This window comes from Cohnella massiliensis, from assembly GCF_900169535.1.
In the GTDB taxonomy this organism is placed as follows: domain Bacteria; phylum Bacillota; class Bacilli; order Paenibacillales; family Paenibacillaceae; genus Cohnella; species Cohnella algarum.
In genome coordinates this window covers 2,448,297-2,463,605 of sequence record NZ_LT821259.1, presented here as the reverse complement: position 1 = coordinate 2,463,605, position 15,309 = coordinate 2,448,297, and the positions used below count along the sequence as shown (strand labels likewise).

Genomic DNA, 15,309 nt, shown 5'->3' with positions numbered 1-15,309 from the left:
TGTCCATGGAAGGGCAATTGTTCACCTGGGTGGCTCTTTCCACAATGGGGGGAGCTTCTTTGCTTACGTTTTTTATCGTTCAGTACACCAAGTCGTTAGTGGATCGCTTTTCGAGAGGCCTGCCTACCGACCTGTACGCTGTTATGATTGCATCCATCATTCTGTTGACGGCTCAGTTAGCTCTTGGTGGCGACGCGAGCGACTGGCGCATTTATGCGCTAGCCTTTGCGAATGGTTTTCTCGTCGCCGCTGCGGCCGGACAGATACAACGGAAATCTGTTGATCCGCCGCAATTGAAGGGAGGGAAGTCCGATGCAGGAAATGCTTCTAACGAGGAATGAGTTTTCCCGACCCGGAACTAAACTACAGCCATTGCGCGGCGTAGTCATCCATTGGGTCGCCAATCCCGGAAGCAGCGCACAGGCAAACCGGAACTTTTTTGAGAACCGGAAGCTCGGGAAAACGGGCTATGGCAGTGCGCATTACATCATCGGCCTTGCCGGGGAAGTCATCCGTTGCCTGCCTGAATCGGAGATGGGCTACCATGTCGGGAGCACGACCTACACGGATGATGCTCTGCGTCGGCTGTCAAGTTATCCGAACAATTGCACCATTGGCATTGAGTGCTGCCACATCGATTGGGATGGTCGGATGACGGATGAGACGTATGATGCGCTGGTCGACCTGACAGTGGACTTGCTTCGCCGCCATAACCTCGACGAGAACGATCTGTGGCTCCATAAAGAGGTTGTCGGATGGAAGGACTGCCACCGCTGGTTTGTCAATAATCCAGGCGAATGGGCGAAATTCAAGCAGATTGTATCTGCGAAGCTGAAAGGGGAGGACGACGAGATGTTGAAGCAGGAAGTGGAACAACTGAAAAAGCAAGTAGAGGAATTGCAGAATCTCGCCAAAATGAAGGAAATCCCGGAATGGGCGAAGGAAGCTGTGGACGCAGCAGTCCAGAAGGGGTTGGTTCATAATCCCGAGGGTGGGTCCTACGACTTCTATCGGTTCGTGACCATCATGCACCGGAAAGGCATCATCTAATGCCGAAGGTCAAGAAATCAACAATCACCAGTTCGAGGGGTACCGTACCGGCTTGGATATTTGAATGCCCTGGTTGCGGATGCATGCATTATGCCGATGACCGCTGGCAGTTCAATGGGAATGTCGAAGCGCCCACATTCAGCCCATCGATCAAGGTTGAAGTTGGTCGCTATCCCGATCCGCCGGACATCTGCCACAGCTTTGTTCGGGATGGAAAAATCCAATACCTGAACGACTGTACCCACGAATTGAAGGGGCAGACAGTGGAACTGCCAAACTGGGAAGAGGATTGACAGATTAACCCAACAATGATATTGTTATCTCAAATCCGGAAGCACCGGTACAGAACGCCTCGCGAGGAAGCACCTCCGGGGCGTTTTCGTTTTGCCTTCTTCGCAATCATTGTATTGCGTTGCTTCATTTAATACATTCTCTTTCTGGTGAAATAGCATAAGAGCAAATGAAAGAGTTTATTTGCACGGATGGCGTTGACTTCGTTTTATTGGGGAGGTAAGATTCGACCAATTCAATGAAGGAGGCGTTTTCTTGTGGAAGTCAAAATTGAATCAGTTATCGAATTTTTAAAGGGTATGCAGTTGGAGAAGGTATGCGTCCTGGGGGAAAGTGGAGCTCGTTCAGATGTCGCTCGTATCCAAGCGGTCATTGACGATATCGAATCGTTCTATAGCGAGGAATTGGCGGGGGATTGACGCCCCGCCTTTGCTATTGATTAGGATGTAGGATCTCGAGGTAACTTTCGAGGATCGGCATGAACCTTGGAAGCGGTTCGTGAATTCCCATCTCCCATCCACGGAGCGTTTTTACGTCTACGCCGATTCTATCAGCCATCTCCGATTTGGTCAGCCCATGCCATGTTCTTGCTTTTGTTAGTTTCTCCGGGAAGTTCCGTTCCGGCAGTGCCTCGAAACATCCGAGGTAAGCCACCGATACATTGAGCGCCTCGGCCAATAGTCTGAGCGTCTGAAGCGATGGAGTCGACCTCTCGTTCTCGATACTGATGAGGCTGGTTTCTGTCAAGCCAATCAAAGAAGCCAGCGCACGAATGGTGTATCCTTTCTCGACCCTCTTTTTCCGTATCCGGGATGCAGTCGTGTCGCCGGTCCATTCATGACCGAGCATCCAGACCGGGAGGATTATCCTGCGCTCTATATAATAGTCAAGGTATTTATCTGCACGGTCAGGGGTTCATCGAGACCGCAAGCAAAAAGTGGGCGGGGAACTGCGTTACTCCGCGGGCTCTTCCGATCGTCACCCGAAAGTCTTCCAACGGCTGCCTGAGCGCCTCCAGGGCGCCGCGCGGAAATTCGGGCAGCTCGTCGAGAAACAGCACGCCGTGGTGCGCAAGCGTCACCTCTCCGGGCTTGGGCGACGGGCCTCCGCCGATGAGTCCGGCGATGGAGATCGTATGGTGGGGTGATCGGAACGGACGCCGGCGGATCAGTCCGTGCCGGCGGCCGCCGAGCTTTCCGCAAACGCTGTAGATTTTCGTGACGGCCAGCGCCTCCTCGTCGTCCAGCGGCGGAAGCAGCGTCGGCAGCCTGCGGCAGAGCATGGTTTTCCCGGTTCCCGGCGGACCGACGAACAGGATATTGTGCTTGCCGGCCGCGGCGATGAGCAACGCCCGCTTGCCATGGGCTTGGCCGATGACGTCGGACAAATCGGCATCGTCCGCGGGATCCGAAATCGCGTCGCCGGAGCTCGGCGCCGCGCCGCGGCCGGGCGGACGGCCGAAGCGCGTCGTTCCCCCGCCGGCCCATTCGCCGAGCCCGCGGACTCCGAACACTTCGATGCCTTCGATAAGCTGCGCCTCGCCGACGCTGGCCTCGGGAACGATCACCCGCCGCAGCCCTTCGCTTCGGGCCCGCTCCGCCATCGGCAGAACGCCGGGAACCGGCCGAATCTCGCCGCTCAGCGACAGCTCGCCGATGAGCAGGGCGCCTTCGATTTTCTCCGCGGCCAGCTGGCCGCTGGCGAGCAGAATGCCGGCCGCGATCGCCAGATCGTAGGCGCTCCCTTCCTTGCGCACGTCGGCCGGCGCGAGATTGACGGTGATCCGGTCGAGCGGAAAGGTCATGCCGCTGTTTTGAATGGCCGAGCGGACGCGCTCGACCGATTCCCGGACCGCGGGATCGGGCAGGCCGACGACCGACACCTGCGGCAGCCCGGACGAAATGTTGACCTCGACTTCGATCAGCCGCCCCTCGATGCCGACGACGCTTGCGCTGAGCATTTTCGCATACATGCCAAAAAAGCCTCCTTCTTTTTTAACGTCATTCGTTAACAAAGAAAGGTGCTTCCTTTTCCTTGACGGACCTCGCGGCTCCGCTGCGTTTATCCCCAGTCTAGCGCGCCGGAACCGGGCTGTCAATCGCTCGGCGCGTTCGCGTCTTCGGGCTTCAGCGCCGCTTTCCCGTCTCGCGGACGGGAGGGGCGCGAGCATGAATCCCTCCTTTTTGGAAAATCTATTACCGGCTGCCTGCTATTTCATCGAATCCCGAGATGAAACCATTGCCAAACGGAGCTAAAAAATTGATGAAAAACAGAGGAACGATCGGACAAATAGTGATACAATAGGGAAGGTTTCGGTACGATTCGTAAGTGCCGACATGTTCTTCAGAAGCGTGTTAAACGGGAGGATGCAGGATCATGAATATTCATGAGTATCAAGGCAAGGAAGTCTTGAGACAGTACGGCGTCACCGTCCCTCGCGGGAAAGTCGCGTTCTCGGTCGACGAAGCGGTCAAAGCCGCCGAAGAGCTGGGCACGCCGGTCACGGTCGTCAAAGCGCAAATCCATGCGGGCGGCCGCGGCAAAGCGGGCGGCGTCAAAGTGGCGAAAGGTCTTGACCAAGTGCGCGAGTACGCCGAGCAAATTCTCGGCAAAGTGCTCGTCACCCACCAAACTGGCCCCGAAGGCAAAGAAGTGAAGCGTCTTCTTATCGAAGAAGGCTGCGACATTAAGAAAGAATATTACGTCGGCCTCGTCGTCGACCGCGGCACGGGGCGCATCGTCGTGATGGCGTCCGAAGAAGGCGGCACCGAAATCGAAGAAGTCGCCGCGCACTCGCCCGAGAAGATCATCAAGGAAGTCGTCGATCCGGCGGTCGGCCTGCAAACGTTCCAAGCTCGCCGTCTCGCTTACGCGATCAACATCCCGAACGAATTGGTCAACAAGGCGGCCAAGTTCATCATGGCTTTGTATACCGCTTTCGTGGACAAGGATTGTTCGATTGCCGAGATCAATCCGCTCGTCGTCACGGGCGCGGGCGACGTCATGGCGCTTGACGCGAAGCTGAACTTCGACTCCAACGCCCTGTTCCGCCACAAGGACATTCTGGAACTGCGCGATTTGGACGAAGAGGACGAAAAGGAAATCCAGGCGTCCAAGTTCGACCTGAGCTACATCGCCCTCGACGGCAACATCGGCTGCATGGTCAACGGCGCGGGACTCGCGATGGCGACGATGGACATCATCAAATATTACGGCGGCGAACCGGCGAACTTCCTTGACGTCGGCGGCGGCGCGACGAAAGAGAAAGTAACCGAAGCGTTCAAAATCATTTTGTCCGACGCGAACGTCAAGGGTATTTTCGTCAACATTTTCGGCGGCATCATGAAATGCGACGTCATCGCCGAAGGCGTCGTGGCGGCCGCGCGCGAGCTCGGTCTGGACAAACCGCTCGTCGTCCGCCTCGAAGGCACGAACGTCCAACTGGGCAAAGAAATTTTGAACAACTCCGGGCTCAATATCGTAGCTGCGGATTCGATGGCCGACGGCGCGCAAAAAATCGTGTCGCTCGTGAAATGACAAGGGAGAACGAACCGGGGAGTGTGAAGTCATGAGCATTTTGATCGATAAAAACACCAAGGTGATCACCCAAGGCATTACGGGAGCGACGGGTTCGTTCCACGCCAAAGGGGCTCTGGAATACGGCACGCAAATGGTCGGCGGCGTTACGCCGGGCAAAGGCGGCCAAACGATCGATTTCGACCTGGAGAACGGCACGAAGGTGACGCTGCCGATCTTCAATACGGTCAAGGAAGCGGTCGAGGCGACGGGCGCCACGGCTTCCGTCATCTATGTCGCGCCTCCGTTCGCGGCGGACTCGATCATGGAAGCGGTTGACGCCGAGCTGGATCTGGTCATCTGCATTACCGAAGGCATTCCGGTCATCGACATGATCAAGGTCAAACGTTACATGGAAGGCAAAAAGACGCGCCTGATCGGGCCGAACTGCCCGGGCGTCATCACGCCGGAAGAAATCAAAATCGGCATCATGCCGGGCTACATCCACAAAAAAGGCCACGTCGGCGTCGTTTCCCGTTCCGGCACGCTGACGTACGAAGCGGTTCACCAGCTGACGAACCGCGGCATCGGCCAATCCTCCGCCGTCGGCATCGGCGGCGACCCGGTCAAAGGCTCCGAGTTTATCGACATTCTTCGCCTCTTTAACGAAGATCCCGATACTTACGCCGTCATCATGATCGGCGAAATCGGCGGCACGGCCGAGGAAGAAGCGGCCGAATGGATCAAGGCGAACATGACGAAGCCGGTCGTCGGCTTCATCGGCGGCGCCACGGCGCCTCCCGGAAAGCGCATGGGCCACGCCGGCGCCATCATTTCCGGCGGGAAAGGCACCGCCGCCGAGAAGATCGCCAAGCTCGAAGAGTGCGGCATCCGCGTCGCTCCGACGCCGTCCGAAATGGGCTCCACGCTCGTCAGCGTGCTTGAGGAACGCGGCCTGCTTGAAAAATGCAAAAGCTGATCGTAAAATAACAGCATAATCCGATTTAGCGGACAGGCAAGCAGCCTTCGGCTCTCTCCAGGGAGAGCGCGGGGGCTGCTTTTTTCATTCCGTGCGGCGCCAGGCCGCGCATGTTAGGGGGATTTGCACGATGTCCACGTTTCATCCGGACCGCGAGGTCGTCATCGCCATGCACGAGACGGAAGGCATTACGCACGACAAAATCGATCGGCTGTTCACGGAGGGCGCCATCGACGGCGCGCGGTCGAGGCGGCCCGCGGATTGGCGGGACCTGGGCCTGCGGGCGAAGGAGGCCAAAGCGCTGGCCGACCGCCTGCGGCCGGAAGCGATCGAGGCGGCGATCCGGCGGCGGGAGAAGGCCGGAATATCGATCGTCACCGCGCTCGACACGGGCTATCCGATGCAGCTGCGCCATACGCACCGGTTTCCGTGGGTTTTGTACTACATCGGGAACCTTGCGCTTGCGAGAAAATCATCCGTGGCCATCGTCGGAACGCGGTCGGCGACATCCTACGGGCGCCGCGTTGCGGAGGAACTCGCCTTTGCCTGCTCGAAGGCCGGATTGGTCGTCGTCAGCGGCATGGCCAAGGGCATCGACGCCTGCGCCCATGCCGGCGCCCTGCAGGGACCGGCGGGCACCGTGGCGGTGCTCGGCGGCCCCGTCGACTCGCCTTATCCGCGGGAGAACGCGGGGCTATACCGGCAAATTGCGGAGAGTGGGCTTGTTTTATCGGAAATTCCGCCGGATATGCCGGTGTATCCTTACTACTTCCCGCTGCGCAATCGAATTATCGCCGGCATATCGCTTGGCGTCGTCGTGGTCGAGGCCGGCGAGAAAAGCGGGGCTCTCCATACGGCGGCCTATGCGAACGATGCGTCCCGGGACGTGTTCGTCGTGCCCGGCCCGATTACGTCTCCGCGGAGCAAGGGCGGCTTGAAGCTGCTTCGGGAATCGTGGGCGAAGCCGGTTATCGAAGCCAAGGATATATTGGAAGAATACAAGCGGCAGCTCGGCGAGGGAAGCAAGCACCGAACAAAGCGGGACAAAGCCGGAGCCGGGCAGGCGGGGGACGCGGCGGAACAAGCCGAGCGGGCGGAACTGCCGCCGGAGGAGGCGGTTTTGTACGATCTGCTGCTGGACGGCCCGAAATCGATCGACGAGCTGCTCGCCGCAAGCGCCTTGGGCGCCGGGCGGCTCCATCAGTTGCTTCTGTCCCTGCAGCTCAAACAAAAAATCGAAAGCCGGCCGGGCTCCGTTTTCGCCGCGATTTAAAGGCGAAAGCGACTTTCCCGAAGGCTCGCCGGAAATCCTTTTTCGTCCGGAATTTGACCGCGAGCTACGGGATGATATACGATGTTTCCGAAGCACATGAATCGGAAGTCCTTGCCCGCGTTCGCCGGGCGCCGGAAATTGCGCTTTGTTGCGAACAGGGCGGCGAATGCATTATGCTACAGATTAAGAGTTTATGACACCAGTTTTCAGGATCCGTATATACTGTCCTTTGCGAGGCCGCCGAAACGGCGGACGAAAGGACCTGTCGACCGTTGAGAGGAGGAGTGGACGTGGCAGACTCATTGGTCATCGTCGAGTCGCCGGCCAAAGCCAAGACCATTGGCAAATATCTGGGCAGCAAATATATCGTCAAAGCGTCCATGGGCCACATTCGGGATTTGCCGAAAAGTCAAATCGGCGTAGAAGTGCAGAACGATTTTCAACCCAAATATATAACGATCCGCGGCAAGGGGAACGTCCTGAAGGAATTGAAGGACGCAAGCAAGAAGGTAAAGCACGTCTTTCTGGCGGCCGACCCCGACCGGGAGGGCGAAGCGATCGCCTGGCACTTGGCCCACTATTTGGAATTGAACGAAAACGACGCCTGCCGCGTCGTATTTAATGAAATAACGAAGCAAGCGGTCAAGGACGCGTTCAAGACGCCCCGCCCGATCAACATGGACCTGGTCAACGCCCAGCAGGCGCGGCGCGTGCTCGACCGGCTCGTCGGCTACAAAATCAGCCCGCTTTTGTGGAAAAAGGTGAAAAAAGGCTTGAGCGCGGGCCGGGTGCAGTCGGTAGCCGTCAAGCTCATCATCGACCGGGAAAACGAGATCAAGGCGTTCGTGCCGGAGGAGTACTGGAGCATAACGGCCGTCCTTTCCAAGAACGGCTCCGAATTCGAAGCGAAATTCCACGCTTTGAATCAGGAGAAGAAGGAGCTCGGCAGCGAAGCCGAGGTCAATGCCGTTTTGGAGCAGATCGAAGGCGGCGCGTTCGTCGTGGGCGAAGTGAAGGAGAAGGAGCGCCAGCGCAATCCCTCTCCGCCGTTCATCACCAGTTCGCTGCAGCAGGAAGCGGCGCGCAAGCTCAATTTCCGCGCGGCCAAAACGATGCAAATCGCCCAGCAGTTGTACGAGGGCGTCGATCTCGGCAAGGAGGGCACGGTCGGTCTCATTACCTATATGCGTACCGACTCCACCCGGATTTCCCCGGTTGCCCAGGAGGAAGCCAAAGAGTACATCCTGGGCAAATTCGGCGAAAAGTATTACCCGGAAACGCCCCGCGTCTATGCGAAGAAGAACGCCAACGCCCAGGACGCGCACGAAGCGATCCGTCCGACGTCCGTGCTGCGCGAACCCGATCAGGTCAAGCCGTATGTGACGCGCGACCAGCTGCGGCTGTACAAGTTGATATGGGAACGTTTCGTTTCCAGCCAAATGGCGTCCGCCGTCCTGGACACGATGACCGTCGATCTGCGCAACGGTCCGGCCGTATTCCGGGCCAACGGCTCGAAAATGAAATTCCCGGGATTCATGAAGGTATACGTCGAGGGCAACGACGACGGCACGACCGAGGAGGACCGGCTGCTGCCGCCGCTCGAACCGTCCGACGAAGTCGAGACGAAAGGGATCGAGCCGAAGCAGCACTTCACCCAGCCGCCTCCGCGGTTTACGGAAGCCCGGCTCGTGCGGACGCTCGAGGAGCTCGGCATCGGCCGGCCCAGCACGTACGCGCCGACGCTTGAAACGATTCAAAAGCGGAATTACGTCGCGATCGAAGAGAAGAAGTTCGTCCCGACGGAGCTCGGCGAACTGGTCATCCAATTGATGGAAGAGTTTTTCCCGGAAATTCTCGATGCCGAGTTTACGGCGCATATGGAGGACGATCTCGACCACGTCGAGGAAGGGAAGGAAAATTGGGTCGACGTCATCGGCGAATTTTACAAATCGTTCGAAAAGCGGCTGGAGGTCGCGGAGGACGAAATGAAGGAAGTTGAAATCCGCGACGAGCCGTCGGACGAAATTTGCGATAAATGCGGAAGTCCCATGGTTTACAAAATGGGGCGCTTCGGCAAGTTTCTCGCGTGCTCCGGGTTCCCGGAGTGCCGCAATACGAAGCCGATCGTCAAGGCGACCGGGGTCGCCTGCCCCAAGTGCGGCAAAGGCCATATCGTCGAACGCCGCAGCAAGAAGGGACGAATGTTCTACGGATGCGACCAGTATCCCGAATGCGACTTCGTATCGTGGGATAGGCCGGTGGCCAAGGCTTGTCCGGACTGCGGCGGCCTGATGGTCGAGAAGCGAACGAAGGGCAACGTCATGTGGCAGTGCACGCAATGCGCCCACAACGAAGCGGCGCCGGAAACGGATGAGGCCGCCGAATGACGGAGGCCGGGTTTGCGGGCGCGGCGCCCGGCGGCAGCGCGCCTTCGAACATTGCGGGAGGTAAAGGAAATTGACGACGAAAACGACCGTGACGGTCGTCGGAGCGGGACTTGCGGGCAGCGAAGCGGCTTGGCAAATCGCCGCGCAAGGCGTTCCCGTCACGTTATGCGAGATGCGGCCGCAGCGGCAGACGCCGGCGCATCATACGAGCCAATTCGCCGAGCTGGTGTGCAGCAACAGCTTGCGGGCGAACGGGCTGACCAATGCGGTAGGCGTGTTGAAGGAAGAAATGAGGAGGCTCGATTCGCTCATCCTGTCGGCGGCGGATCGCCACGCGGTGCCCGCGGGCGGAGCGCTTGCGGTGGACCGGGACGGGTTTTCCGGCGAGGTCACGGCAAGGCTGCGGGAGCACCCGCTCGTGACCGTCGTGCAGGACGAGGTGACGCGAATCCCGCAGGACGGCATCGCGGTCATCGCCACGGGGCCGCTCACGTCGCCGGAGCTTTCGGAGCAAATCCGGGAGCTGCTCGGGGAAGAGTACTTTTATTTTTTCGACGCCGCCGCTCCGATCGTGGAAAAGGATTCTATCGACATGAGCAAGGTGTTCCTCGCGTCGCGGTATGACAAGGGCGAAGCGGCCTACTTGAACTGCCCGATGAACGAGGAGGAGTTCGAGATTTTTTACGAGGCGCTCACGACGGCCGAAACGGCGGAAGTGAAGGACTTCGAGAAAAGCATGGTGTTCGAAGGCTGCATGCCGATCGAGGTGATGGCCGGGCGCGGCAAGCAGACGATGCTGTTCGGGCCGCTCAAGCCCGTGGGACTGATCGATCCGCGAACGGGCAAGCAGCCCTACGCGGTCATCCAGCTTCGCCAGGACAACGCGGCGGGCACGCTGTACAACCTGGTCGGGTTTCAGACGCATCTGAAATGGGGAGAGCAGAAACGGGTGTTCTCGCTTATCCCGGGGCTCGAGAACGCCGAATTCGTGCGCTACGGAGTCATGCACCGCAATACGTTTTTGAATTCGCCGAAGCTTCTCCGCCCGACGTACCAGTCCAACGTCCGCGAAACGCTGTTTTTCGCGGGGCAAATGACGGGCGTCGAAGGCTATGTCGAGTCCGCGGCTTCGGGACTTGTCGCGGGCATCAACGCGGGAAGGCTCGCCCGGGGGCTGGCGCCGGTCGTACCGCCCCAGGCGACGACGCTCGGCAGCATGTCGCATTACATTACGACCGCGGATTTTCGCCATTTTCAACCGATGAACGCCAACTTTGGCTTGTTTCCACCGCTGGAGCGGCGAATTCGCGGCAAAAAGGAAAAGAACGAGGCCATTGCGGCCAGGGCGCTCGAACAAATCGAAAGCTTCAAGTCCGAATTGGCAAGCGGCGCCGGTTTCGCGACTTGAACAAGGCAGAAGGCAGCGGAAGCGAACCCGCTGCTTTGCCGCGTTACTCGGACCGTTATCATTCGGGCGGCCACGGGCTCGAATGCCATGCCGCCATTCATGCAAAGGAGCGATAGGGATGGATATGAGCTTTCACGCCACGACGATTTGCGCGGTGAGGCATAACGGCAAAGGCGCGATCGCCGGCGACGGGCAAGTCACGTTCGGCAACAGCATGGTCATGAAGCACACCGCCAAGAAGGTGCGCCGGCTGTACCGGGGACAAGTGCTGGCCGGATTCGCGGGATCGGTCGCCGACGCGATTACGCTGTTCGAGAAATTCGAGGGAAAGCTCGAGGAGCATCACGGCAATCTGCAGCGGGCGGCGGTGGAGCTCGCGAAAGACTGGCGTTCCGACCGCGTGCTGCGCAAGCTCGAGGCGATGATGATCGTCGTGGACGCGACCGGAATGCTGCTCCTTTCCGGCAACGGGGAAGTGATCGAGCCGGACGACGGAATTCTCGCGATCGGTTCCGGCGGGAGCTTCGCGCTGGCGGCGGCTCGCGCCCTGCAGCGGTTCTCGCCCCAACTGGAAGCGAAAGAAATCGCGCGCAACGCGCTGCAAATCGCCTCGGAAATTTGCGTGTATACGAACGACAACCTGATCGTCGAAGAAATTTGATTTGCGAAAGCGAGGGAACAGGGGATGAATGGACAATTTACGCCGCGCCAAATCGTCGCCGAACTGGATAAATACATTGTCGGTCAAAAGCAGGCCAAGCGCTCCGTCGCGGTCGCGCTTCGCAACCGGTACCGGCGAAGCAAGCTCCCCGAAGCGCTTCGCGACGAGGTCGTGCCGAAAAACATATTGATGATCGGACCGACGGGCGTGGGCAAGACGGAAATCGCGCGCAGGCTCGCGAAGCTGGTGCAGGCCCCGTTCATCAAGGTCGAAGCGACGAAATTTACGGAAGTCGGCTATGTCGGACGGGATGTCGAATCGATGGTTCGCGATTTGGTCGAAACGGCCATTCGCATGGTCAAGGAAGAACGGATGGAGAAAGTGAAGGACAAGGCGGAGCAGGCGGCGAACGACCGGCTGGTCGCGCTTCTCGTTCCTTCGAACGCGAAGCCGAAGCCGCAGCGCAACCCGTTCGAAATGCTGTTCGGGGGCGGGCAGGCCGGGCAGCAGGAAGAAGCGGAGCCGCAGGATCCGTCGCTCGCGACCAAGCGTAGCGAAGCCAAGGCGAAGCTTGCCGCAGGCGAGCTGGAGAACGAGCTCGTGGAAATTGAAGTCGAGGACGCCGGCCCTTCGATGATGGATCTGTTCGCGGGAACGGGCCAGGAACAGATGGGACAAAACATGCAGGAAATGTTCAGCCAGTTCATGCCGAAACGCCGCAAAAAACGCAAGCTCACGGTAAAGGAAGCAAGGAAGGTGCTTGCGGTCGAAGAAGCGGGCAAGCTGATCGACATGGACGACGTCATTTCGGAATCCGTCGGCAGGGCGGAACAGGCCGGCATAATCTTTATCGATGAAATCGATAAAATTGCAAGCGCAGGCCGCGGCCAAGGGCCGGACGTTTCGCGCGAAGGGGTGCAGCGGGATATTCTCCCGATCGTGGAAGGCTCAACGATCATGACCAAATACGGGCCCGTGAAGACGGATTACATTTTGTTCGTTGCCGCCGGCGCCTTTCATATCGCCAAGCCGTCCGACCTCATTCCCGAGCTTCAGGGCCGCTTTCCGATCCGGGTCGAGCTGTCGAGCCTGACCGACGAAGATTTCGTGCGCATTTTGACCGAACCGGAGAACGCGCTGACCAAGCAGTATGTCGCGTTGCTGTCGACCGAAGGAATCGAAGTCGAGTTTACGCCGGAAGCGATCGCGGAAATCGCAAAAATGGCGCAGGACGTGAATCGGAACACGGAAAACATCGGCGCGAGAAGGCTGCACACGCTGCTGGAGAAGCTGCTTGAAGATCTGTCTTTCGAGGCGCCGGAGCTCTCGCTCGGCCAATTTTCCATTACTCCTGAATATGTGAGGGAAAAATTGTCAACCATTGCAAGCAACCGGGACTTGAGCCAGTACATTCTTTAAGGCGTTGCTTGTCGTTATGTAGGAGGATACAAAAAGATGACGTTGCTCGGAAAAACCCGTACGCTGAATACGCTGCTTCAAAAGGCGGCGGGAAAACCGCTTAACTTCCGCGAGATGGCGGAGGTGCTGGGCGAGACGCTGCAGGGCGGCGTTTTCGTCGTCAGCAGAAGGGGAAAAGTGCTCGGGGCCGCCCCGTCCCAGGACTTTCCCGAAGCGTGGCTTAGGCAGGAAGAATCAGACGAATTGCGGTTTCCGAACGAGACGAACGATCGATTTTTGCGAATCGTCGAAACGGAATCCAACGCTTCCCCGTCTGAAATGCTCGTTCCGGTAGAGGCCGCGTTCAATGGTCAAATCGTGACTATCGTCCCGATTATCGGCGGCGGAGACCGCCTGGGGACCCTTGTTCTCGCCCGGGAAAACCGGCAGTTCGGCGATGACGATCTCATCCTGGCGGAGTATGGCTCGACCATTATCGGGATGGAAATTTTGCGCGAGCGGGCCGAAGAGCGGGAGCTGGAGGCGCGCGGGAAAGCAGTCGTTACGATCGCGGTCAATTCGCTTTCGTTCAGCGAGCTTGAGGCCGTGGAGCATATTTTGGAGGAATTGGAAGGCAAGGAAGGGCTTCTCGTCGCTTCCAAAATCGCCGACCGCGCCGGCATTACGCGATCCGTCATCGTCAATGCGCTGCGCAAGCTGGAGAGCGCCGGAGTCATCGACACGCGATCGCTGGGCATGAAAGGCACCTATATCCGCATATTGAACTCCCGATTGCAAGATGAGCTGGCCTCGCGAAAACTTTAAATCCTTATAAAAAAAGTCCTAATTTTCGGAATTAGTCCAATCTTGTTCCTAAGATTAGGACTTTTTTCTTATTGTCACATTTCACTCTGTCGGAGATGATTGTTCTTAGAAAATTTTAATTTGTCATCTCCTGGCGCTTGATTGGGACGAATGACGAATTAATTGTCGAATCAAGCAGGAAAATGTTAGTCGATGTTGAATTAAAAAATTGGCCGATAAAATCGAGAAAGGTGGTGGCATTATGGATTTATTGAGCGGCGCTTCGTTTCAAAGGCTCGAAGGAGCCGTCAAAGCCGCTACTCTCCGGCAGCAGGTGCTGGCCAACAACATCGCCAATGTCGATACGCCGAATTTCAAGCGGTCCGACGTTGTGTTCGAGGAACTGTTGTCGCAGGCTATGGGAACCGGAGCGGAACAGGGCATTTCCGGCATCCGGACCGATCCGAGACATATCCCAATCGGGGCATCGGGCGCCATTCCGGCCGCGCAGGTCGTAACGGACGGCACGACGGCCATCACCAATAGCTTGAACAACGTCGATATCGACAAGGAAATGTCCACGCTCGCAGCCAATCAGCTTCGCTACAACCTGATGATTCAGCAGATCAACCACGACATTTCGATGTACCGGATCGGCATCAAGGGGCAATGATAGCGGTGCGAATCGAAGAAGGAGGCATGACAATTGAAGCTTGCGGGATTTGATATCAGCGCGACCGCCCTCACGGCTCAGCGATTAAGAATGGATGTCATATCGTCTAACATTGCCAATGCCGAAACGACGAGAGCCTCATATGTCAATGGGGAATTTGTCCCATATCGCCGTAAAATGGTCGTCGTCGAACCGAGCGAAACGAGCTTTAGCAATATGCTGAACAATCAGCTCGGAACGCTCGCCAATCAAGGAGTCAAAGTGACGGCGATCACCGAAGACCAGACTCCGTTCAAGACGGTGTACAACCCTTCTCATCCGGACGCGAACGCAGACGGAATGGTGAGCATGCCGAACGTGGATATTTTGAAGGAAATGGTCGACATGATTTCGGCAACGCGTTCCTACGAAGCGAGCGTTACGGCGCTCAACGCTTCCAAAGCGATGTTTACGAAGTCGCTGGAAATAGGGCGCGGCTAACGCCCGGAACGGCGGCGCTTGAACATCATCCGGAAGACAGGAGGGACGAACGATGATTCAAAACCATTTGATCGGGGCAGTGGGGCAAGCGGCATCCGGCATTCCCTTCGCGAGCAAGCCGACGACGACGCCAGCGGAAGCGACGGAGAGCTTTGCCTCATTTTTGAAATCGGCGCTGGACGGCGTTGCCGCCCAGGAAGCCAACGTACATAAAGTAAACGACGCTTTCATTATCGGCGAAGCCGACGTAAACGAAGTGATGATCGCTGCTTCCAAAGCCTCGCTTAGTTTGGAGCTGACTTCCCAAGTCCGCAACAAGGTGATAGAAGCCTACCAGGAAATTATGCGGATGTCGGTATAGTCGCGCCATTTTGTTGCAGCAAAGCTAG

General features: G+C 57.8%; 17 protein-coding genes. 15 read left to right on the top strand and 2 right to left on the bottom strand.

The annotated features are described in order from the left end of the window. The first annotated feature begins 5 nt into the window (after nucleotides 1–5). The 4 genes from B7E11_RS25185 (at nucleotide 6) to B7E11_RS29805 (ending at nucleotide 1,760) form a co-directional block, all read left to right on the top strand. Nucleotides 6–341 carry a hypothetical protein gene (locus tag B7E11_RS25185; RefSeq protein ID WP_080839963.1) on the top strand — a complete coding sequence of 112 codons (336 nt, stop codon included), beginning with the start codon at nucleotides 6–8 and terminating at the stop codon, nucleotides 339–341. Then, entirely contained in the window at nucleotides 313–1,050 is a 738-nt protein-coding gene (locus tag B7E11_RS25180) for a peptidoglycan recognition protein family protein (protein ID WP_080839961.1), read from the top strand. The genes B7E11_RS25185 and B7E11_RS25180 overlap by 29 nt, the downstream gene beginning before the upstream one ends. Continuing rightward, nucleotides 1,050–1,343: a ubiquitination-like system serine protease family protein gene (locus B7E11_RS25175; RefSeq protein WP_080839959.1), complete on the top strand. Its 294-nt coding sequence runs from the start codon at nucleotides 1,050–1,052 to the stop codon at nucleotides 1,341–1,343. The genes B7E11_RS25180 and B7E11_RS25175 overlap by 1 nt, the downstream gene beginning before the upstream one ends. Before the next feature lie 255 nt (nucleotides 1,344–1,598). Continuing rightward, nucleotides 1,599–1,760, top strand: a complete 162-nt coding sequence (locus B7E11_RS29805) for a hypothetical protein (protein ID WP_176220748.1) — start codon at nucleotides 1,599–1,601, stop codon at nucleotides 1,758–1,760. A 13-nt stretch (nucleotides 1,761–1,773) separates the two neighbouring features. Here the strand turns inward: B7E11_RS29805 and B7E11_RS31055 are convergent, their stop codons facing one another. Both B7E11_RS31055 and B7E11_RS25165 read right to left on the bottom strand, forming a co-directional pair. Next, a complete protein-coding gene (locus tag B7E11_RS31055) occupies nucleotides 1,774–2,190 on the bottom strand; it encodes a helix-turn-helix domain-containing protein (RefSeq protein WP_080839957.1) in 417 nt (138 codons plus the stop codon). Nucleotides 2,191–2,248: 58 nt separating this feature from the next. After that, a complete protein-coding gene (locus B7E11_RS25165; RefSeq protein WP_139787309.1) occupies nucleotides 2,249–3,313 on the bottom strand; it encodes a YifB family Mg chelatase-like AAA ATPase in 1,065 nt (354 codons plus the stop codon). Between the two features lie 404 nt (nucleotides 3,314–3,717). Between B7E11_RS25165 and sucC the strand changes: the two genes are divergently transcribed. From sucC to fliE, 11 genes are all read left to right on the top strand, one after another. Then, on the top strand, nucleotides 3,718–4,878 hold the full coding sequence (gene sucC / locus B7E11_RS25160; RefSeq protein ID WP_080839956.1) for an ADP-forming succinate--CoA ligase subunit beta: 1,161 nt from the start codon (nucleotides 3,718–3,720) through the stop codon (nucleotides 4,876–4,878). A gap of 31 nt (nucleotides 4,879–4,909) precedes the next feature. Next, nucleotides 4,910–5,836 (top strand): succinate--CoA ligase subunit alpha, encoded by a 927-nt coding sequence (sucD, locus tag B7E11_RS25155; RefSeq protein WP_080839954.1) that lies wholly within the window; start codon nucleotides 4,910–4,912, stop codon nucleotides 5,834–5,836. A gap of 130 nt (nucleotides 5,837–5,966) precedes the next feature. After that, a complete protein-coding gene (gene dprA / locus B7E11_RS25150) occupies nucleotides 5,967–7,109 on the top strand; it encodes a DNA-processing protein DprA (RefSeq protein ID WP_080839953.1) in 1,143 nt (380 codons plus the stop codon). Between the two features lie 290 nt (nucleotides 7,110–7,399). Continuing rightward, nucleotides 7,400–9,496, top strand: coding sequence for a type I DNA topoisomerase (gene topA / locus B7E11_RS25145; protein ID WP_080839952.1), 2,097 nt, complete (start codon nucleotides 7,400–7,402; stop codon nucleotides 9,494–9,496). 70 nt (nucleotides 9,497–9,566) lie between these two features. After that, entirely contained in the window at nucleotides 9,567–10,904 is a 1,338-nt protein-coding gene (trmFO, locus tag B7E11_RS25140) for an FADH(2)-oxidizing methylenetetrahydrofolate--tRNA-(uracil(54)-C(5))-methyltransferase TrmFO (protein WP_080839950.1), read from the top strand. Nucleotides 10,905–11,022: 118 nt separating this feature from the next. Next, nucleotides 11,023–11,565: an ATP-dependent protease subunit HslV gene (hslV, locus tag B7E11_RS25135; protein ID WP_080839948.1), complete on the top strand. Its 543-nt coding sequence runs from the start codon at nucleotides 11,023–11,025 to the stop codon at nucleotides 11,563–11,565. A gap of 24 nt (nucleotides 11,566–11,589) precedes the next feature. Continuing rightward, on the top strand, nucleotides 11,590–12,984 hold the full coding sequence (gene hslU, locus B7E11_RS25130) for an ATP-dependent protease ATPase subunit HslU (RefSeq protein WP_080839947.1): 1,395 nt from the start codon (nucleotides 11,590–11,592) through the stop codon (nucleotides 12,982–12,984). Between the two features lie 36 nt (nucleotides 12,985–13,020). Continuing rightward, the gene (codY, locus tag B7E11_RS25125; RefSeq protein ID WP_080839945.1) at nucleotides 13,021–13,788 is read left to right on the top strand and encodes a GTP-sensing pleiotropic transcriptional regulator CodY; all 768 of its coding nucleotides are present in this window, start codon (nucleotides 13,021–13,023) and stop codon (nucleotides 13,786–13,788) included. Nucleotides 13,789–14,029: 241 nt separating this feature from the next. Further along, a complete protein-coding gene (gene flgB / locus B7E11_RS25120; protein WP_080839944.1) occupies nucleotides 14,030–14,440 on the top strand; it encodes a flagellar basal body rod protein FlgB in 411 nt (136 codons plus the stop codon). 33 nt (nucleotides 14,441–14,473) lie between these two features. Beyond that, nucleotides 14,474–14,920, top strand: coding sequence for a flagellar basal body rod protein FlgC (gene flgC, locus B7E11_RS25115; protein WP_080839942.1), 447 nt, complete (start codon nucleotides 14,474–14,476; stop codon nucleotides 14,918–14,920). Between the two features lie 52 nt (nucleotides 14,921–14,972). Beyond that, nucleotides 14,973–15,281 (top strand): flagellar hook-basal body complex protein FliE, encoded by a 309-nt coding sequence (fliE, locus tag B7E11_RS25110; RefSeq protein ID WP_080839940.1) that lies wholly within the window; start codon nucleotides 14,973–14,975, stop codon nucleotides 15,279–15,281. The last annotated feature ends 28 nt before the right edge of the window (nucleotides 15,282–15,309 follow it).